The organism is Psychrobacter sp. ANT_H3 (genome assembly GCF_027919975.1).
GTDB classification, from domain to species: domain Bacteria; phylum Pseudomonadota; class Gammaproteobacteria; order Pseudomonadales; family Moraxellaceae; genus Psychrobacter; species Psychrobacter maritimus.
On the sequence record NZ_JAQISM010000015.1, the window covers coordinates 91,125 to 110,642 of the forward strand.

Sequence of the window (19,518 nt, forward strand, 5' to 3'; positions counted from 1 at the left end):
ATCAAACAAACCTTATTTACGATAATGCTTACTATCGACGCTTGGTAGATGATGCTCGGTACTGGTCACTTGATGATCATCCAAATAATCTTCTGGTCGCCCAAACATCTTCGCCGTCCACGTTAATATCACAATAGATGCACTGAGCACCATGATGGCAAAGGAAATCGTTGCCAATAACCATAAATGGAAGTTATCTGATACCGCCTGCACATCGACGACCAAATGTCGTGACAAAGCGGTAATCGCGATAAATATCAAAAACTGCACTGGCAGACGATGGGTTTTAAAATAAATCCCAATCATCGCCAGCAGCTCTAGATAAATAAACAGTAATAAAATATCTTTTAAATCTGCTGAGCCTTTTTGAAAAATCACAAAGAACTCTTTGCCCGCTGTCCAAACCACCACCACACTAATCAAAAACAAAATAATATAGTGGCAAATATCGACAAACTCACGGCCGATATGTTGCATGCGCTCATGTATTCCCATATTTGGCTTTGATACATGAGCGGCATTGGTTTGTTGGACTTGATGGACTTTACTATTTTTCTGTTCCGATTGCTGTTCTGGTTCTTGCTCTGACAGCGGCTTCATTAGCTGACTGCACTGTTGTCTAAACCAGCAGATTTTTCAGCCGCATCAACGGTTTGGCGAATAAGTGTATTAATCGTCATAGGGCCAACGCCACCTGGTACTGGCGTATAAGCACTAGCGATATTTTCTACGCCTTGCAATTCGATATCACCAACGCCGCCATTATCAGTCGGATGGAAACCTGCATCGATGACTACCGCGCCGGTTTTAATCCAATCAGCTTTGATCAGCTCTGGTACGCCTACTGCCCCAACCACGATATCAGCACGCTTAATATGCGACTCTAAATCTTGCGTTCTTGAATGGCAAATCGTTACGGTACAGTTGGCATTTAATAGCATCATTGCCATTGGTTTACCTAAAATTGCACTGCGGCCTACGACCACGGCTTCTTTGCCAGCAAGCTCAATATTATTGTGCTCTAGTAAATGCATGATACCTTGCGGGGTGCATGAGCCATAAGCGGACTGCTGCATCGCCATACGACCAAAGCCAAGACAGGTCACACCATCGACGTCTTTTGCCAAGTCAATCTGCTCGAAGCAAGCACGCTCATCGATATGAGCCGGTACTGGATGCTGCAGCAAAATACCATGAACGTCTGGATTGCTATTAAGCTCGTCTATTTTTGCCATCAGCTCTGCAGTCGTTGTCGCACTTGGCATTTCAACGCGAATAGAATCCATACCGACACGCTTACAAGCATTGCCCTTCATACGCACATAAGTCGCAGACGCAGGATCGTCACCGACCAATATCGTCGCTAGGCTTGGGGTACGTCCTGTCTTAGCTTTAATAGCGTCTACACGCGTACTCAGTTGCTGTTCTATTTGTTTAGCAAGTGCTTTACCGTCCAAAACGGTAGCAGATCCTTGGGCAGTTGACGTAATAGACGCAATTGACATAGTAACTCCAATAGAGGGTGCGATAAAAAAAGTAAAGACAGCGCCTGCAGTATCTTTGCATGCCTGTCTTATGCTCGGTCAATTCTTTTTGACCGTTAATTGAGACTGATATTGTACCTGTCTGGGCTAAAAAATCCTAGCATCCTATTCAAAGGTAATAATTAATAACATGGCCATAAAAAAGTCGAGCTATTAAATCCTAATAGACCGACTTTAGGTATTCAATAACTTTTATAAGCTGACTAAGCAACCACCGCTTCTATAAGCGGCAGGTAATTTATATAACTGAATACTCTTCTAATAAAGCATCGTACTGATACATCTTATTTTTTAATACCAAACTAAATATCGATATCACGCTCTGAAAAATGCCTATTAAGACGGCGATATCTTAGCAGGCTTCTTCTAACATTAGCGTTTATAACTTTATACCTTCGTTGCTTATTACCAGTAAATCGACTCATTGTAGCTTCTCCCTCTGCACAAATACCTTGCTTTTTAATAACCAGCCCCACTGTTTTGAATAATATTTGAATATCTAACCACATCGATTGATTATTAACGTACCAAATATCAAGCTCAAAGCGTTTTTCCCAACTGATGTTATTACGACCATTGATTTGAGCATAACCAGTGATTCCTGGTTTCACTAAGTGCCTCTTAAACTGCTCTTCACTATATAATGGTAAATACTCTATAAGCTGAGGCCGCGGTCCTACTATACTCATGTCACCTTTGAGCACATTCCATAGTTGGGGTAATTCATCGAAGCTACTCGCTCGAAGTTGCTTACCAAAATCTGTAAGACGATACTCATCAGGCAAGAGATTGCCTTCTGAATCTTTATCATCGCTCATTGTCCGAAATTTAATAATCTCAAATGTTTTACCATCAAGGCCAGACCGAGCTTGACGAAATAATACAGGTGCTCCAAAATTCTTCCTAACTTTGTATGCCACCAAGATAAAAATAGGCAACATTAAGATTAAGGCCATTAGAGCAATACTCACGTCGAACATCCTTTTAAGCATTTTACACCTCCTATGTAGAGCAGTTCACGATATACCCAAACCCATAATGCTTTTCTTTTATATAGCAAATTTTAAATAAATAAATCCTTATAAACGAATATATAAGGTAAAGTAGCTTCCAAGATAAAAAATAATTAGACTATGTATTTCCTAAAACGATGCTTAAGAGATATATTCCGATATAAAAATCTAACCTAAACCCATCTCCACTATCATATGAGCGTTTACCTTTTTAACGTCATACTTATCGACCGCAATACCTCTAGAGGCCAACCCCATTTGCTCATAAAGATTGGGATGCTCTATAAACTGACGCATGGCATCTATTAACTCATCAATGGCTTGGACGGGAACTAAATAACCATTTATACCATTGGTCACAGGCTCCCTACACCCTGGAGCATCCGTCGTAATAATGGCTCGTCCCATTGACATGGCCTCTAATACAGAGCGTGATGTACCCTCGCGATAAGACGGCAATACATAGACTGAACTGGCCGCTATGGCAGGTCGAACGTCTCTAAGCTGACCCCAATAGATGATGTCGCCATCTGCTATCCATTGATCTAACTGTGCTTGCTCAATGGCTGCTGGGTTTTCATCTATTGAGCCTACTAGATGAAATTCGGCATCAGAATATTCTCTCTTTATCTGTTTGGATGCTTCAACATATTCCACTATTCCTTTATCTTTGAGCAGTCTAGCAATCAACAAAAAGGATGGCTTGACGCCCCCTGACTCATTCCTAGGTAATGGAGATACATTGAAATCATTTAAATCTACCCCTGAGCCGTTCACTACTACTGTTGGAATGATTGGCTGAACTATATTCAGTTTTCTTAATAAACTTAAGTCATCTGTATTCTGAAAAAACACCTTAGAAGACTTTGCTAATGCTTGTTGGTAAAGCGCATGTACAAATTTTTGAAAAATGCTACGCTTGTTGGTCTCTTCTACTTGCTGAAAGGTATAACCTAATCCTGATATCAACACAAAACGATAAGGTACTTTAGCCAGCCATGCTGCTAACGTTCCATATACCATAGGCTTTACAGTGTAAGAGAGTACATATTCTGGTTTGATTCTATTTAATATCTGATAACTATGAAAAAGGGTTTTTATATCTTTAACTGGGTTAGTTCCAGTTCTTTGCATAGCAATCTGATGAACATGATATCCACGACCTATAAACTCCTTATGGTCTGCAGCATATTTCTCTAAAACAGGAGCAACGATATGTATCTCATATCCTAATTGAGCAATGCATTCCAAAAGCTTGCCTCTAAAATTCAATACATTATGCAAACAGTTAGAAAATATTAGAAACCTTTTTCTCTTAGGCATAATTTTTCAGCTTAATTGTTTAAATCGTATAAAGAGAATAGCCATGAATATCATTATTAATACTGCAAATTAAAATTTGACTCAAAGTATATTTATATATTCACATATATAAATATAATATAGGTGGTTTTCATACTAATTACAATAGAAAGACATAAATAATTTATATTTATACCTTTGAGAGATGTGGTTAAGAATTTTTACTGATTGATTTTAGGAAGTGGGTTCTTATTTGGAAGTGTCTCATTAGGAAATAACGTGCGAATTTCGCAGTCAGCACATACGAACAGTACATATATCATAACGAATGGATATCTATAACGAACAGCTGTCCCATAGTTGAATACAACTAAGCCATATACAGACATGGATAAAGCCATAAATAACAACCAAAAAGCGAGCTTGTCAGGACTGTTCATCCAAGCTTTACGTGTTATCAGAAACAAAATAGCAAGTATAAATAAATTTTCAAATGACTGAATCAAAGGTAAAAGGCCGCTCGCTTCCCATATAAATGGTTTAGACAAGAAGTAAATACCCGACGTCAAACCTTCGACAACAAAATCTCCCACTCCAGAAATAAGCATGATTTCTTCAGCTTTACCTCCATCTTCTACAAACATAGCGGCCCTAAAATGATTAATTTGAGGAATCGCTATCGGAGCAGAAAGAAGCAATCCAGCTAGGCTAATCAGGCTTATAATTACTACTTTTGCTAACCCCATACCCTTTTTGGCCACATTAAAAATAAAATACATCAACACAATAGGACCTAAAATAAAAAAGTTCTGGAATTTAATTAGGTATAAAGGAATAATAAATAAAATACTTTTAAGTATCTTCGACTCACGCGCATAGACAATAGTGAGCACCATAAAAAATAGAATGAGAGTTTCTCGCAAGCTTAGCGCTGTGTATAGAGCCATGCTTGGAAACAACAGATAAAACCATATTGATACTTTTGTAAAAATGTTTTTGACATATAAAACGAAGAACAAAACGATATAGAGAAAAGTATTATAGAATCCTAAACTAATAGGAGAAACAGGAGCTGGAAATGGTAACAGTGCAAGCATAGCACTGGCTTGAAAGACATTATCACCACCTGTGAATGCTTCAATCAAACCCAGTTCTCCAGATCTGATTGCATTGACTCCGCGCCAGTATCTAAACTGGTCTGGCATATAAGACGTACTGAACAAAAAATCATTTAAGAAAAATGGAATTAGACAATGCAACCCCAATACTATTTGATAATTAGATGGAACTCTGAACTTGTATCCGACAGTAACAATTAGCAACAAGCATATCAGCAGACTAGGTAACTCAAAAAGTCTGATACCTAAAAATCCATACGTATAAATCCAACTTAGGTCTGACATTAGTTTGTCTCTATATTTTTAATAAAAGATTAAAATTGCATGTCTGTTTCGGCTACTATCAAGGAACTGTTGTGATTATAATATTGGGGTATTATTCTAAATTCTAATTTAACCTACTGGCTTTGTACGACTACGTTTTAAAAGGTGTCTTGCTGATTGTAGTCTAATAATTACATACATTCAAAAAAATAAATATAATCATAATTTTGCTATCCATATAAATCATTCCATATAAATCACTGGGTCTCAAGCCAGGCTTGGAACATTAATATATTCCAGAGTTGATCTTGATGATTATATTTACCACTCAGGTGTTCTGTCCACATCATACGTATGGGTGCGGGATAAAAATAACCTTGCTGCAGTAATAGCGTTTCATCTAATAATGCTTCAGCCCAATCCCGTAATGAACCACGTAACCAATCGTGTAAAGGTAGGCTAAACCCCATTTTAGGTCGTTCAATCAATTGGCGAGGGACATGACGAAATAGTACCTGCTTCAGCAACCACTTACCTTCCCCATGACGTATTTTGTAATCTAATGGCATTTTCCAGGCTAATTCAACAATACGATGATCGAGCATCGGCACTCGCGTCTCTAAGCTATTGGCCATAGCAGCGCGATCAACCTTTACCAAAATATCATCAGTCATATAAGTCTGTGCGTCCATAGCCATCATCGCATGTTGAAAGCTATCTGTTTTCGGCCAACAATTTATGTCACTTATCAACGTACTAGGCTCTTTTGCACCTATGACTAACGTCTCAGGCTGCTGCCAATGACTGGTCAATGACTGGTAAAAATCCTGTTCACTATCAATATTTAGCACACCTGCTAGCTTGTGAGCCTTATCACCAGGAGCACTCAACCGTAATTTTTTAGGGAGAATAGGATTAAGCGTTGTGAACATAGCATCCCAGCTCTTGGGTGCGAAAGCAGTCAGTGTCGTCGACGCCAATCTTCTTATTGGTCTAGGCAGTTTACGATTTTTATTCCAAACTTGCTGAGCCATGAGGTAGCGATTGTAGCCTCCAAATAGCTCATCACCCCCGTCACCACTTAAGGCAACCGTCACATGCTCACTGGCTAACTGACTGACTAAAAAGGTCGGGATTTGTGAGCTATCTGAAAATGGCTCACAGTATATAGACGATAATTTCGGTATCACTGATAAAGCATCTCTAGGGGTTATATAAAGCTCAGTATGTTCGGTACCAATGTGCTTAGCCACAGCTTTTGCATGTGTTGCCTCGTTATATGCCTCATCCTCAAAACCAATCGTAAACGTCTTAATTGGCCGCTCGCTTTGCGCCTGCATTAATGCAACTACTGTACTGCTATCTATACCACCGCTTAAAAAAGCACCAAGTGGAACGTCTGATTGCATTTGACTGCCAATACTCTCTACAAGTGCTGATTCTAAAATATCAACTGCTTGCTCTGGACTGCCCGTAAAAGGATTTTGTAGCCCTGATTCAACTACCGTATTAAAACGCCAGTAGGCCTGGGGTACCGCTATTTTAGCTGTTTCCAATTCTGCTAAGGGTAATTGTAACCAATAACCAGGTCGCAACTTTTTAATGCCTTGATAAATACTATAAGGAGCAGAGATGCAGTTGTGACGCAACAGTAACGTGATTGCATCACGATCAATGTCTGCTTTGAACATCGGGTGCGCTTTCAAAGCTTTTAATTCAGAACTAAAGAACAAACTATCGCCCTGCCAACCCCAATATAGAGGTTTTTCACCCATCCTATCCTTAGCTAGAGTCAGGAGTTTTGTTTGCTTATCCCATAGAGCAATGGCAAACATACCTACCATAGCTTGTAGTGTTTTCTCTATACCCCAAGCTACGAAACAAGCGAGCATAGTCTCGGTATCTGAATGACCTTTCCATTCGAGTAAGAAGCCTTCTTGATTAAGCTGTTGACGTAGTTGCAGATGGTTATATATCTCACCATTAAATACAACCACATATCGTCCACAATTAGAATGCATAGGCTGTGCGCCTGCAGGCGACAGCTCTAGAATGGCTAAACGCCGATGACCAAGCGCCAATCCCATAGTTTCATCCAACCAACTATCGCCAGCATCCGGACCTCTATGATAGAGAGCATCATTCATCTTTAGTATTGCAGTAGTAGCAGAGTAACTACTAGCATGTACATTAAAAAAACCATTTAAGCCACACATAGCTACCTCGGTATTTCGCTTGAGAAAGGAGTTTCCAAATCATGTATAGGTGCTGAATACAAATGCATCCACTTTTGTACAGCGGCCGGTAATGAGTAGTGCTTTATGACTCTCTGACGAGCCTTAGCACCTATTTGTAAACGTTCATCATCACTTAAGTTCAAAGCCAGTTCAAGCGTAGCAGCAAGCTTACGAGAGTCTTTGGGAGGAACCAGAAAACCTGCATCACCTACTACCTCCTTTACGCCGCCACAATCGGTAGCAACCACGACTCGATTACAAGCCATCGCTTCAGCGACTACTAACCCAAAACCTTCCCAAGCTGAAGATAGCGTAAAAACATCTGCCGCAGACATCAACGATGGAATGTCTGTCCTAATTCCAAGAAAGTTGACTTTATTATTCAGGCCAAGTGAGTTCGCATATTCCTTTAGCTCATTAAGTTGAGGCCCGTCTCCAACTATTGCTAACTTAACATTTCGACATTTAAGAGAAACATGTGATATGGCTGCTAAAAGATTAGGATAGTCTTTTTGTTCATTTAGTCTGCCGACCGCTAAAATTAACTGCTGACCTTCTGTAACCCCTAACTCACTTCGGATATAGCTTCTTGCTTGTTCAGAAAAAACAAAATCGGCAGTAGAAATACCATTATGTAAAGTTAGCATCCTTCCACGTCGCACAGCTTTTTTTTGGATAAAAGCTTCAACTGCTTCATCACTGACATTTGTAGAAATATCGGTGATTCTATCTGTTAAACGGTAAGCTAAAAACCTCGTCCATCCCTCCTCATCGGTATTATGAGCACTGCTAATTAGTCTAGGTATATTCGTTGATAGGCGCATGGTACGACAAAGTATATTGGCATGTATCAAATGACTGTGTACTACATCAGGTTTGAAGTCATCAATCAATTTACGCAACTTAAGGTAGCCACCTGTTAGACTACGGAACGATTTGACTTCTAAGTTTACTACTCTTACGCTTTTGTTTTTTGGAACAACCAATGCCTCACCTGTCAAATAAGCGATATTTACCTCGTGGCCCATATTCACAAGTCGGTCAGCTAGCGTTGTCACTACCTTTTCGGCACCTCCCACACCTAAGCTGGTTATAACCATCAAAATTTTCATTTCGCTTACCTTATAGAGCTATTTATTTAGAGTTTTCACATCTATCTTGATTTTTGACCCCTGCTGTCAAATCCGTATAAACAAACTTGGGAGACTTTAATTACGCAGCCTGACGGCGAAAGTCAAACCACATCTGTCTTGGCGGTTTATAGCCTAACCCTTTTGAATTCTAGTCTGGTTATAATACAGCTCGATATATTTAATGATATCGTTGATGGTTCGAGCTCTTGTTTCATAGTCTTGGTGATACACCAGCTCATTCTTCCTTGCGGAGCAGTGCTCCTCACCCGAGAAGCTTTCTATCGGAGCGTTGTCGAAACAATTGACTTTACCGCTCATTGATTCTGTAAACCTATATTGTTTGATGATCTTGTGATACTCATAACTACAGTATTGACTGCCTCTATCAGAATGCACAATCAGCGCTTGGCTAGGTCGTTTATTCTGGACTGCCATATTGAGTGCACGGCATACTAAGTCTGCTGTCATGCGTTTATTGATAGCGTAGCCGACCAGCTCTTTGGTATATAAGTCTTTAATTCCAGCTAAGTATAGCCAGCCCTCGCTTGTCCAGATATAAGTAATATCACTGACCCAAGATTCATTAGGTCGACTGGCGTCAAACTTCTGATCCAGCACGTTTGGATAGATCAGCTTGTTATGGTTTGAATCAGTGGTGACTTTAAAGCGCTTGTGGCGACGGCATTTGATGCCATGTTCATCAAAGATACTTCTGACCATGTATAAACTAATATCAAACCCTTGCTCTGTCAGCTTTGCATGCATGCAATCGATCAACACCGTAGCGCTTACGAGTTTCGCTGTGAGCAGCTTTAATTTAACTAGTAGCTCGCAATGGTTGCGATGTATCTGTTGGTCGCTAATGTCGCGATTTTTCCAGTCGTAATAGCGTGATGGCTTAATAGCTGAGACCTTGCACGTGCTTGCGACAGTGAAGAGAGGTCTATTAGTTCTTATAAAAGCGTACTTCATGAGCTGTGTCTGGCAAAGTACGCGGTAGCCTCATTCGAGCATAGCTCTCATCTTGCGTCGGGGCGAGGCAGTGCTTCGCTTTATCCCTCCTCATTTAATATCTCTCGTTCCTCTTCGGCCGCTTTAAGTTGTCGCTTGAGCTGTTTTATCTCTTCAAGCGCAGTTGCTAATTGTGGGGCATATTGCTCAGACCCTTTAAGCTTGCCTTGATTGGCTTTGTTCTGCCAATTAGATAACGTTTGCATCGCTATCCCTAGCTGCCGAGCAGTTGCACTCAAGTTACCATTGTTGTCTGCTATCTTTTTGACCGCTTCTGCTTTAAATTCAGCACTGTAGCTCTGCATTTTCTTGGTCATGATAAACTCCTGATCGAGTTATTAGTTTACCAAGTTTATCTCTACGATTTTTTCAGCATAGCTCATCAACTAAAAAATTGAGATTTTTAGAAAATCATGCTTTTAATTACTTGTTTTTCCATTGAACAATATTATAGCTGTAAGGTGCTCCTATACTAAATAAGAGTAACTTTAAATCCAGACTCTATACTCATCTCAGATATATTAGGTGTTATCTTTGATTCCTGTGGCAGGATAACTCTCACTTCCTGACAAACATATCCAATATTTAGCATTACTGAACTTAAGTTACCACCAATTAATATAATAGAGCTATCTTTTGCATCTTTTAGAATAGCTTCTTCAGCTATTTGCCCTTTTTTATCTAGGGTTTTAGCTCCGATTTTAAGCAACCTTGTTTCTCGTGGATGAGCAACGTACGCACTAAACTCCCAGTTTTTTAAAAAACCCTCTAGTTTCTTTATCTCTTTATCGCTCATTATCTCTTCAAAAGGAGTTCCTATAAAATAAGTTTTGGTCGCATTATTTTTCTTATAGGAAGGTCTTTTTAGCTTATCTAAAAAAACTAACTTACTAGAGTCGACTATATTTTCATAACCATCGTACATAGTATAATGTCTATCAATCAAACTCTTGACCTGACTTAATGATAGTGCATTCAATAGAAACCTATAAAAACGATCTCTTACACTTTTACTCTCTTGAAAATATGAATAAGAACTTTTGGTATCGATATTACTAGTACCGTCATCAAACGTTATTAATCTACAGTTACGATTTGACCTTATCAAAGATGTAATATAAAAACTATCAATACTTGCACAAAGAATAATGTTGTATTGACAGTAGTTATACCAGGACCTAGAACGGATCTTAAAAGTAATGAGTGATAGAATATTAATCCTCTGCGGTAAAACAAAGATATATTCAGACTTATTAGCCTTAAGAGATAATTTTTTGTAGTAATGAGTATCCTCTATAGAATTATTGTGCGTAAAATAAATCAAGTCAAAATTATCAATTTCTTCTTTCTCTAGCACTCTTTCTGCTAGCCAGGCCTGAAATGGAGTTCTTATAATCAGTAAATTATTCATATTATTCTAATTTTTATATTTTTTGATCTAAATGTGACTAATAGTTACAGGGTGATTCATTAACGCTTTTCTAGTAAGCTTTTTACCTATAATGTTAGCTAGATACTTTGGCGCCAAACCAAATCCAGGACGCACACTGCGTACAGAATCTTCAGTGATGGTATCGCCTTCTGCCATATCTTTTACAAAATACAATGAGCGCCGAAACTTAGTGTTGGTTTTTTCACTGGCTTTTCGGCTGTAATTTACCTGCCCAAGCGCCTGCCAAGCTGTTTTGGTATCACGGCATAAGGCGGCCAAATCTGCAGGCTCTAATGAAAAACTGTCATCTGGTCCACCACCATTACGATCAAGGGTGAAGTGCTTCTCGATGATAGAGGCTCCAAGGGCGACACTTGTAACTGCTGTGGTATTATCAAGAGTGTGATCAGATAAACCTGTGACCAAACCAAACCGCTCTATCATATCTGCAATAGTACGCAGGTTATAATCTGCAGCAGGCGCTGGGTAACCACTGACACAGTGCAAAATAGCAAGCTCCTTACAGCCGCCTACACGTGCAGCATCTATCGCTTCTTCTATCTCCTCAGCACTGGCCATACCAGTAGATATAATCATCGGCTTGCCAGTGCTAGCAACGTACTTAATCAATGCTAAGTCAACTGCTTCAAAAGAAGCTATTTTGTATGCAGGTGCTCCTAGATCCTCGAGTAGATCTACAGCGGTGCTGTCAAAAGGGGAGCTAAATATCGTAATACCTAACTGACGAGCATAATCGAACAGTGGCTTATGCCAGTCCCAAGGGGTATGAGCCCACTCGTACAAATCATATAAAGTACGCCCAGCCCATAAGCCATCTGAAATTTGAAAATCCGGCAAGTCTGACTTTAAAGTAATCGTATCAGGCCTGTACGTTTGCATTTTAATGGCGTCAGCACCGGCGCGTTTGGCCTCTTCTATAATACGCAGAGCCACATCAAGTTGACCATTATGGTTTGCCGACATCTCAGCAATGATATAAGGAGCTTGATTACGACCTATGATGCGACCATCAATATGAATATTATTTGTCATCTACCTTCTCCAAAATAATCTTATATCTCTTTCCATACAGCTCTATATGCGCAGGAAATCGATCAGGATCACAGACTCGAATTTTATCAAACTGACTCTCAATACTTTTAAATGGATCAATTGCACTATCATCTGGTGTCCGCCTTGGATAATACGTCGGTTTTATATTTGGATCTTGTGGCTTAGGTGAGACACTCTTAAAGTTACTAACCGCAAAATCTATTAACTCAATCTCTTTTTCAAATAACTGAGCATTAATTTCATTCCATAGTGCATGTTTGGGTACTTGAAATCTTAGCTTTTGCCATATTCTGCCGCTATCTACCTCATCATTAGCTTCTAGTAGTGTCAGAGTTATCTCCTCCTTACCTTCTATAATGCTCCATATATGAGGGCTCCAACCCCTACCTTTAGGTAAGTCACTGGCATGCAGTACCAAGCAGCTAATATAAGCCTTGCGCTCTTGCCTACTTATAATCTCTGTACAGGAAATGAGAAATAATATATCACCTCCGGACAGATCCTTTTTCTGACGTACTAGCTCTATCTCATGTTTGCTATTGTTCTTTTTTATCCATGCATATAGATAGTCGTTGACGGGGTGTCTAGGATTACTACATAAGAAGCTGATTTTCATAACATTTCCTTTAGAGCTATCGGAGTAAAACTTTAGATAGCCGTGTTACTCCTAGCCCATCAGTAACCGCACTAGCTACCCTACTCATTGCTCTCATTTTAGGTACGATTGAAGCGATACATTGTCCAAGTGCTAATGGCTCAGCTTCCAGCTTATTTATATTAAAGGTCAGTGCGGCTCCTACATCTTCTAATACGTTAGCAATATCCCGTTGGTTATCTGCCAAAACCAGCATAATGGTCGGCAGTCCCAAACAGCATCTCTCCCATGATGTGGACCCTGCGGCGCCGATAGCCAAATCACTATTGGCCATTAGCTCAGCCATATTATCTACCCCTACCTTTGCTACCGTACGCCACTGCATTATTGCGGCTTGTTGTTTTACTGCTTCAATCCATGGCGATGTCGAACCCATAACGATATTCATTGAACAGTGATCAGGTAAAGATTTCGTTTGCAGTCCTTTCAGGATTTTGGTTGTAATATTATCCTTATCAACCCCCCCTAAATTAATCAAAATACTTGCCAATTTATTATGCTGACGCCGCTCTAAGCTGTATCTTCGCCATTGTGCAAATTCAGGCCTGAGTAATGCATAGTTAGATCCACACAGTAATTCACAATCTTCATTAACATAGGCGGCATAGTCTTGCGGATCACGCCCAAAGTTTTGGTCAAGTAAGACGTCACAATCATGCTTTCGATCTGCCAAATCATCGATAACCATTAGCTTTTTGCAATAAGGTTGCAGTCTCTTTTCCCAACTCTCATCTAGTGCATAGTGATCAACGATTAGCCAATCAGGTTGTATCGCCTTTACTATCGAGATACTTAATTCCGCATCTCTGTGTTGTGTACTAGCCAGCCAATCAGCGTGAGCAAGTGTAGCCTTACTTTCTAACTCAATACCTAAGCCATGCTCTAAAGGAAGCGTATACACTTGATACCCACGCTGCTGTAAAATCTCAATCAAACTTCCATCATGCTGACGGCATATAAAAAAACTCTTAGCTCTTTGCCTAGATAGCTCATCAGCTAAAGTCAAGCAACGCATGACGTGACCAGATCCTATCTGAATAGAAGCATCACAACGAAAGACAATCTTGTACTCTTTTGCTGTCATGGCGAGTAATCACTGGCTAGTAATAATGCATTTGCAATCTTTAGTTCTTCATAGCTGTCTATATCCATGGCGCTTTTTAATGATATAGGCTCAAATGTATGATCTGGTGAATAGAACGTTTTATGGGTTACCAGTGCTTTCACTGTAGATATCCAAATAGCACCCGTTGGACAATAGAGCTTGGGTAAATCTTGAGAACGTTGAGTCAGAGTGTCAGAAAAAATCTGCTTGGGTCTGCCTAACTTATCAATCGTCGCCGCCCACCACGGATTCATCCACCCATATTCAAAACAACTGATCTGAGCGGTGCGCTGCTCTGTTTCAAATACCGACACCAATGTTTTTATGTCTTCACTGGTACGTAATGGACAGTTAGCCATCAACTGAACCACCACGTTGTACTCTTCTTGCCAATAATCCATAGCCTGCTGTAAAGCAAATGTTGTAGCCTCGCTTACTGTGGAGTGATCATCAGCGCAATCAGTACGCAGAAAAGGTACTTCCGCACCAGCGTTTATAGCCACCTCAGCTATCGTTGAATCATCGGTAGTTACCAAGATTCGATCAAACAATTTAGATTCTTCCGCCGCTTTAATCGTCCATACAATCATCGGCAGACCATTAAAATCGGTTATGTTTTTTTTCGGGATTCGCTTCGACCCGCCGCGAGCAGGAATAATGGCAATTCTACGCTTTACCATAATGTCCACCCACCATCAGCCTGAATGGTTTGACCATTGATTGCTTTACAGTTTTCTGAAACTAAAAAATCTAGAGGCCCTATGAGATCTGACTCGGATAGCATACGACCGCTTGGCGTAAGCTTTGCATATCTGGCTTCAAAGCTATCATCGACGCGACCGCTGACACCGCCATAGGCAATACAATTAACCCTTATATCGAAATCAGAAAAACGTACAGCCAACTCCTTTGTTAAATGTATCAATGCTGCTTTGGCAACACTGTATTGAATCGGCGACTGTTTTGGATAATCCTCATATAAAGCAGGGTTGGCAGCGACGACACCATACTGAGAGCCTATATTAGTGATTGTCCTTAGCTCATTTGGCTGAGTATTGAACAGCCCTATTGATAGCTCATAAGGCACGATGACGTCCATCAAATACTCTGCTAAAAAATCTTCGCGGCTTGTCTGACCTAATGAGTCTGTCTGCAAAAAATCCAAACTACGCGCATTGTTTACCAAGTGATTAACGGTATAACCAGAGTCTTGAACTTGCTTAATGATGTCCTGTACTGCTTGCGGCTTAGTAAAATCAACTATTAGTGGCATCAAACAACAGTCGCCAACTATCTCTTTTATTAAACTATCGGCATTATCTTGAGAGGTCGTCGTAAATAACACCTGCCAGCCCTTAGTTGCAAAATGCTTGACAAATTGCCTGCCGAATTTACCTGTACCACCAGTAATCAAGATTGTCTCTATCATTGGCAACCTCTTTCAAGCAACTGAACAACCCTTGTATTAAACGCTTTGTCTGACATTACCTTTTTTTCTTGTATACCATATATAAAAGTCTGCAAAGCAGTTTTAAAAGCTGAGAATGAGTCTGTAAATGTAAAGTCCATCCAACTATCCGTACCAAATACTCTAATCGAGATTGGAGACTGTCCATTACCAAGCGCAAAAAAATTGGTCTGTATACCACTTTCCCAGCGAACCATTAGGCTACCCGAGCCATCACTTCTATGAGAGGCAGGAGCAGTCATTTCGACTATCTCGTCACCCTCAGAGAGCATGTTTAGCACAGGCTCAATAATATGAACGGCATATTTAGACCATGATTTTGGGGTAAATGCGGTGATCTGTTTAATGCTTCCCAGTTTTTGCTTATCTACTTCACTCAACATCAACTGCTTGCTATATCTGAGCGCTGAACAGGTGAAAATCTGACCTGAATATTGTTCTAATGCATATAACTTATTTAAATCATTAATGGATAGTGCAATAGGTTTGTCTATATAAATAGGGATGCCTTGACGTAAGAATGGTTCGGCATACTGCAAATGATGATAGGCATCATCACGCGCCAACAGAACGGCATCTACTTGCCCAATCATATCTGTATAACAAGTCACAACATGCTCGATTTTTGCGGCTTTGGCAATGTGCCGAGAAAGTGCGATATCTTGCGTCCAAATAGCAGTAACTCTTGCCTCTTTGATTTGACTCGCAGGCCATTGTTGCTGCTCTAAATAACGTGGTATGACAGGATAGCCACATTTTTCCATTTCCACCGAATCATAACCATTAAAGATGGCGCTCCAAGAATAAGGATGCCCATTACCTTCAGATGAGCCGACGACTCCCAATTTTAATGTCATCGCTGCCACCTCGACGGATTAAGTAAACCTTCATCTGTAGATTGTAAGAAGTCAGGAATGTCAGTGATGGAAGTATCAATTGCAGCAATTATTTGTTTCAGCTGCCAAATATCATCTACTCCGACTATAATTTTATCGATCTCACTATGTTGGTTAAGATAGCTTAAGCAGGCCTGCAAAGGAGAGAGGCTTTGTTGATTTAACCACTGATGGTACTGTTTAATTAATGGTGCCCATGGCGCAAAATATACTGGAATCTTTTCACTTGGCATCAATAAAAGACCTTGCAAAAATGCTGATCTAATATGGATAGTTACACCTTTTCTCTTCAAATGTTTAAGCATTCCTGTGTGCTCCATGCGCCGATCAAATATATTCATAGGCGCTTGAATAACATCAAAATCAAACCTTTTGATAAGCTCGGATAATTCATCAGGACCATAAACAGAAACGCCAATCTGGTCCACCATGCCCTGCTCTTTGAGTTTTAATATCGACTTATATATTTTCTCTCCGTTTGTCCCTAGCAACTGGGCTGGCCTATGTAATAACAAGTCGTTCAATTTGTCAGTTTTTAAACGCTTTAATGAAGACATTGTTTGTTCTAGCACCCATTCTTCTACGTTTAGACAATTGGATGGCACTGCCGGTAACTTACTTACTATTTCGAATTTTGCAAGGTTATACAAACCTAAGACTTGTTCGCTGTCACCATAAGCAATAGCGGTATCGAGCATTGTTATATTAAATGCACTGGCTACTTTAAGTAACTGCTCAACCATGTCACGTGGTACTTTATCTGCAGCATTAGCTAGACCATATTTCAGTCCGAATTGCGCCGTTCCTAGCGCAAGCTTGTGACTGTGCGCTAGGCTATTCATGATTCTTTACTCAATATGGTTTTCAGCGTCGAGCATACAGTGTCCTGTTGCCCTTCAGTCATCGCTGAAAACAGGGGGATACTGATTGCTTCTTTATAATACTTTTCCGCTTCAGGGAATTGACCAGACGCAAACCCCATCTTTTGATAATAGGGCTGCGTATGTACAGGGATATAATGCAGATTAACTAGAACCCCTGCCGCTCGCAGCGCGTTAAATACATCAAGATGGGTGATGTTAATTTGTTCTAATTGCAGACGAATGACGTATAAATGCCTAGCTGAATAACTGTCAGGGTGTTGCCACGGTAAGGTGACTGGTAGATCGTGAAGTAGATTGTCATAGCGAGACGCTAGCTCGTGACGCTTGATAACAAACGCTTCTAACCGTTGCATTTGTGATAGCCCAAGAGCGGCTTGCAACTCTGTCATTCTATAGTTAAAGCCCAATGCAATTTGCTGATAATACCAAGGGCCATCCATATCTTGCGTCATCAACTGTTCATCACGGGTAATACCATGACTACGCAGTAGCAACATTTTTTCTGCTAGATCTGCCCTATTGGTCACGGCAGCGCCACCTTCAGCACTGGTGACTATCTTGACCGGATGAAAACTAAATATAGTGATATCGCTATAGCGGCTATTACCAATAGGTTCGCCCTTATACTTACCACCAATCGCATGTGAGGCATCTTCAATGATGCTAAAACCGTATTTTTTAGCCAACTCATGGATCGCTTGCATATCACATGATTGACCACTGAAATGCACAGGGATTACTATTTTGGGTAGCTTTCCTACCTTTTGCGCTGCAATAAGCTTTTTCTCCAATTGTTTCGCGCAAAGATTATGAGTGCGAGGATCGATATCAACAAAATCAACTTTGGCACCGCAATACAGAGCACAATTTGCTGAAGCGACAAAAGTATTTGGTGTTGTCCAAAGCCAATCGTCATTACCTAACCCTAAAGCCAAACAAGCAATATGTAATGCCGATGTTGCACTATTAACAGCAACAGCATACTTGGCATCACACGCATCTATAATGGCCTGTTCAAATGCAGGGACTTGAGGGCCCTGAGTCAAAAAATCTGATTTAAGGACCTCAATAACTGCATTAATATCCTGCTGATTGATGTCTTGGCGAGCATAGGGAATCATTTATATACTCCCTATTTTTTCGCAGTTTATCTCTAGCCAATCTTGTAGATCGTCGTCAGACATCCACTCTGAATTGCTGTCACTGGCATACACGAAACCTTTAGGTACTTTTTTGCCATCTTTGATTCGTTTTGGACATGCTGCCCAGTTATGTATCAGTGGCAAAATCTTGAAATGCTCAGGATACTCATAGGTATAGTGAGCGTCTTCACTACTGATCATTTGTTCATGCAGTTTCTCACCGGGACGAATGCCTATAATTTCTTGCTTGGCTTCTGGTGCAACTACTCGGGCTAAATCTGTCATCCTCATAGAAGGTATTTTTTTGACGTAAATCTCACCACCAATCATATCTTCGAATGCATGCCAAACTAACTTAACGCCGTCTTCCAATGAAATCATAAAGCGGGTCATACGGTCATCTGTAATCGGTAGCACACCTTTATCTTTAATAGACATGAAAAAAGGAATCACCGAGCCCCGAGAACCCATGACATTGCCATAACGTACAACTGAAAACTTAGTGCCATGCTCTCCAGAATAAGCGTTACCAGCTACGAACAATTTATCGGAAGCAAGTTTAGTAGCACCATAAAGATTGATCGGGCTACTGGCTTTATCGGTAGATAGCGCAACCACACCTTTAACCCCTTTATCAATACAGGCATCAATTAAATTCATTGCACCATTGATATTGGTTTTTACACATTCAAAGGGATTGTATTCAGCGGTAGGCACAATTTTGGTAGCGGCAGCATGGACAACATAGTCAACGCCGTCTAATGCACGATATAAGCGCTCTTTATCACGGACATTGCCGATGAAGAAGCGCACCCTATCATCACCGACGAATTTTTTCGCCATATCCCACTGCTTCATCTCATCACGTGAAAAGATGATAATTTTTTTAGGATTATATTTCTCTAAGGTCATTGGTAAAAAAGTATTGCCAAATGAACCTGTACCGCCGGTGATCAGAATAGTGCTATTAGTCAACATGTAAAATCCCTCTACCAGTTGCAAGACTACCAAATATTATTCTATTATTTATTCTGTAATAAACTTAACAAAACTATAACACACATTAATATGCAAAATAAAGAATATATATATTTATTAATATCAATATTTAAATATATAACCAGCAAAAATAAATTAAACGTAATATAAATGACAAAAATTAATCATCAAAAAAAGATCTTTAGCTTAAACATATGATTATTCATACATTTAATCTAAAGATCTTTATTGATTAGAAGAA

At 40.0% G+C, this 19,518-nt stretch carries 19 protein-coding genes; all 19 read right to left on the reverse strand.

The genetic code is table 11. The features are described from left to right. Nucleotides 1-12: 12 nt before the first annotated feature. The 19 genes from PG901_RS08540 to pseB all read right to left on the reverse strand — a co-directional run bounded on the left by PG901_RS08540 (nt 13) and on the right by pseB (nt 19,256). Nucleotides 13-495, reverse strand: coding sequence for a phosphate-starvation-inducible protein PsiE (locus PG901_RS08540; RefSeq protein WP_438656698.1), 483 nt, complete (start codon nt 493-495; stop codon nt 13-15). A gap of 104 nt (nt 496-599) precedes the next feature. Continuing rightward, nucleotides 600-1,505, reverse strand: a complete 906-nt coding sequence (gene folD, locus PG901_RS08545) for a bifunctional methylenetetrahydrofolate dehydrogenase/methenyltetrahydrofolate cyclohydrolase FolD (protein ID WP_271134205.1) — start codon at nt 1,503-1,505, stop codon at nt 600-602. Between the two features lie 341 nt (nt 1,506-1,846). Beyond that, nucleotides 1,847-2,536 carry a sugar transferase gene (locus tag PG901_RS08550; RefSeq protein ID WP_271134206.1) on the reverse strand — a complete coding sequence of 230 codons (690 nt, stop codon included), beginning with the start codon at nt 2,534-2,536 and terminating at the stop codon, nt 1,847-1,849. A 189-nt stretch (nt 2,537-2,725) separates the two neighbouring features. Then, on the reverse strand, nt 2,726-3,880 hold the full coding sequence (locus PG901_RS08555; protein ID WP_271134207.1) for a glycosyltransferase family 4 protein: 1,155 nt from the start codon (nt 3,878-3,880) through the stop codon (nt 2,726-2,728). 200 nt (nt 3,881-4,080) lie between these two features. Beyond that, nucleotides 4,081-5,064, reverse strand: a complete 984-nt coding sequence (locus tag PG901_RS08560; RefSeq protein ID WP_271134208.1) for a hypothetical protein — start codon at nt 5,062-5,064, stop codon at nt 4,081-4,083. A 434-nt stretch (nt 5,065-5,498) separates the two neighbouring features. Next, entirely contained in the window at nt 5,499-7,457 is a 1,959-nt protein-coding gene (gene asnB, locus PG901_RS08565; RefSeq protein WP_271134209.1) for an asparagine synthase (glutamine-hydrolyzing), read from the reverse strand. Nucleotides 7,458-7,459: 2 nt separating this feature from the next. Next, complete coding sequence (locus PG901_RS08570) at nt 7,460-8,590, reverse strand: glycosyltransferase (protein ID WP_271134210.1); 1,131 nt, start codon at nt 8,588-8,590, stop codon at nt 7,460-7,462. A gap of 153 nt (nt 8,591-8,743) precedes the next feature. Then, on the reverse strand, nt 8,744-9,583 hold the full coding sequence (locus PG901_RS08575; protein ID WP_442966877.1) for an IS3 family transposase: 840 nt from the start codon (nt 9,581-9,583) through the stop codon (nt 8,744-8,746). An 80-nt stretch (nt 9,584-9,663) separates the two neighbouring features. Further along, nucleotides 9,664-9,939 carry a transposase gene (locus tag PG901_RS13700; protein WP_442966878.1) on the reverse strand — a complete coding sequence of 92 codons (276 nt, stop codon included), beginning with the start codon at nt 9,937-9,939 and terminating at the stop codon, nt 9,664-9,666. Nucleotides 9,940-10,094: 155 nt separating this feature from the next. Continuing rightward, nucleotides 10,095-11,033, reverse strand: a complete 939-nt coding sequence (locus tag PG901_RS08580) for a glycosyltransferase family 52 (protein ID WP_271134211.1) — start codon at nt 11,031-11,033, stop codon at nt 10,095-10,097. Nucleotides 11,034-11,060: 27 nt separating this feature from the next. Beyond that, on the reverse strand, nt 11,061-12,107 hold the full coding sequence (pseI, locus tag PG901_RS08585; protein WP_271134212.1) for a pseudaminic acid synthase: 1,047 nt from the start codon (nt 12,105-12,107) through the stop codon (nt 11,061-11,063). Further along, complete coding sequence (locus tag PG901_RS08590) at nt 12,097-12,744, reverse strand: formyltransferase family protein (protein WP_271134213.1); 648 nt, start codon at nt 12,742-12,744, stop codon at nt 12,097-12,099. The genes pseI and PG901_RS08590 overlap by 11 nt, the downstream gene beginning before the upstream one ends. Before the next feature lie 16 nt (nt 12,745-12,760). Next, nucleotides 12,761-13,867 (reverse strand): UDP-2,4-diacetamido-2,4,6-trideoxy-beta-L-altropyranose hydrolase, encoded by a 1,107-nt coding sequence (pseG, locus tag PG901_RS08595; protein ID WP_271134214.1) that lies wholly within the window; start codon nt 13,865-13,867, stop codon nt 12,761-12,763. Continuing rightward, entirely contained in the window at nt 13,864-14,568 is a 705-nt protein-coding gene (locus PG901_RS08600) for an acylneuraminate cytidylyltransferase family protein (protein ID WP_271134215.1), read from the reverse strand. Before PG901_RS08600 ends, pseG begins: the two co-directional genes overlap by 4 nt. Next, complete coding sequence (locus tag PG901_RS08605) at nt 14,562-15,317, reverse strand: SDR family oxidoreductase (RefSeq protein ID WP_271134216.1); 756 nt, start codon at nt 15,315-15,317, stop codon at nt 14,562-14,564. The genes PG901_RS08600 and PG901_RS08605 overlap by 7 nt, the downstream gene beginning before the upstream one ends. After that, entirely contained in the window at nt 15,314-16,213 is a 900-nt protein-coding gene (locus PG901_RS08610; protein WP_271134217.1) for a Gfo/Idh/MocA family oxidoreductase, read from the reverse strand. The genes PG901_RS08605 and PG901_RS08610 overlap by 4 nt, the downstream gene beginning before the upstream one ends. Continuing rightward, on the reverse strand, nt 16,210-17,094 hold the full coding sequence (locus tag PG901_RS08615; RefSeq protein WP_271134218.1) for an aldo/keto reductase: 885 nt from the start codon (nt 17,092-17,094) through the stop codon (nt 16,210-16,212). The genes PG901_RS08610 and PG901_RS08615 overlap by 4 nt, the downstream gene beginning before the upstream one ends. After that, nucleotides 17,091-18,257, reverse strand: coding sequence for a UDP-4-amino-4,6-dideoxy-N-acetyl-beta-L-altrosamine transaminase (gene pseC, locus PG901_RS08620; RefSeq protein WP_271134219.1), 1,167 nt, complete (start codon nt 18,255-18,257; stop codon nt 17,091-17,093). Before pseC ends, PG901_RS08615 begins: the two co-directional genes overlap by 4 nt. Continuing rightward, nucleotides 18,258-19,256 (reverse strand): UDP-N-acetylglucosamine 4,6-dehydratase (inverting), encoded by a 999-nt coding sequence (pseB, locus tag PG901_RS08625; protein WP_201565916.1) that lies wholly within the window; start codon nt 19,254-19,256, stop codon nt 18,258-18,260. Nucleotides 19,257-19,518 lie beyond the last annotated feature (262 nt).

Bases quoted from the DNA above. Each gene is read 5' to 3' on its own strand.
- PG901_RS08540 (WP_438656698.1), bottom strand. From the start codon at position 495: ATGGGAATACATGAGCGCATGCAACATATCGGCCGTGAGTTTGTCGAT.
- folD (WP_271134205.1), bottom strand. From the start codon at position 1,505: ATGTCAATTGCGTCTATTACGTCAACTGCCCAAGGATCTGCTACCGTT.
- PG901_RS08550 (WP_271134206.1), bottom strand. From the start codon at position 2,536: ATGCTTAAAAGGATGTTCGACGTGAGTATTGCTCTAATGGCCTTAATC.
- PG901_RS08555 (WP_271134207.1), bottom strand. From the start codon at position 3,880: ATGCCTAAGAGAAAAAGGTTTCTAATATTTTCTAACTGTTTGCATAAT.
- PG901_RS08560 (WP_271134208.1), bottom strand. From the start codon at position 5,064: ATGCCAGACCAGTTTAGATACTGGCGCGGAGTCAATGCAATCAGATCT.
- asnB (WP_271134209.1), bottom strand. From the start codon at position 7,457: ATGTGTGGCTTAAATGGTTTTTTTAATGTACATGCTAGTAGTTACTCT.
- PG901_RS08570 (WP_271134210.1), bottom strand. From the start codon at position 8,590: ATGAAAATTTTGATGGTTATAACCAGCTTAGGTGTGGGAGGTGCCGAA.
- PG901_RS08575 (WP_442966877.1), bottom strand. From the start codon at position 9,583: ATGAAGTACGCTTTTATAAGAACTAATAGACCTCTCTTCACTGTCGCA.
- PG901_RS13700 (WP_442966878.1), bottom strand. From the start codon at position 9,939: ATGACCAAGAAAATGCAGAGCTACAGTGCTGAATTTAAAGCAGAAGCG.
- PG901_RS08580 (WP_271134211.1), bottom strand. From the start codon at position 11,033: ATGAATAATTTACTGATTATAAGAACTCCATTTCAGGCCTGGCTAGCA.
- pseI (WP_271134212.1), bottom strand. From the start codon at position 12,107: ATGACAAATAATATTCATATTGATGGTCGCATCATAGGTCGTAATCAA.
- PG901_RS08590 (WP_271134213.1), bottom strand. From the start codon at position 12,744: ATGAAAATCAGCTTCTTATGTAGTAATCCTAGACACCCCGTCAACGAC.
- pseG (WP_271134214.1), bottom strand. From the start codon at position 13,867: ATGACAGCAAAAGAGTACAAGATTGTCTTTCGTTGTGATGCTTCTATT.
- PG901_RS08600 (WP_271134215.1), bottom strand. From the start codon at position 14,568: ATGGTAAAGCGTAGAATTGCCATTATTCCTGCTCGCGGCGGGTCGAAG.
- PG901_RS08605 (WP_271134216.1), bottom strand. From the start codon at position 15,317: ATGATAGAGACAATCTTGATTACTGGTGGTACAGGTAAATTCGGCAGG.
- PG901_RS08610 (WP_271134217.1), bottom strand. From the start codon at position 16,213: ATGACATTAAAATTGGGAGTCGTCGGCTCATCTGAAGGTAATGGGCAT.
- PG901_RS08615 (WP_271134218.1), bottom strand. From the start codon at position 17,094: ATGAATAGCCTAGCGCACAGTCACAAGCTTGCGCTAGGAACGGCGCAA.
- pseC (WP_271134219.1), bottom strand. From the start codon at position 18,257: ATGATTCCCTATGCTCGCCAAGACATCAATCAGCAGGATATTAATGCA.
- pseB (WP_201565916.1), bottom strand. From the start codon at position 19,256: ATGTTGACTAATAGCACTATTCTGATCACCGGCGGTACAGGTTCATTT.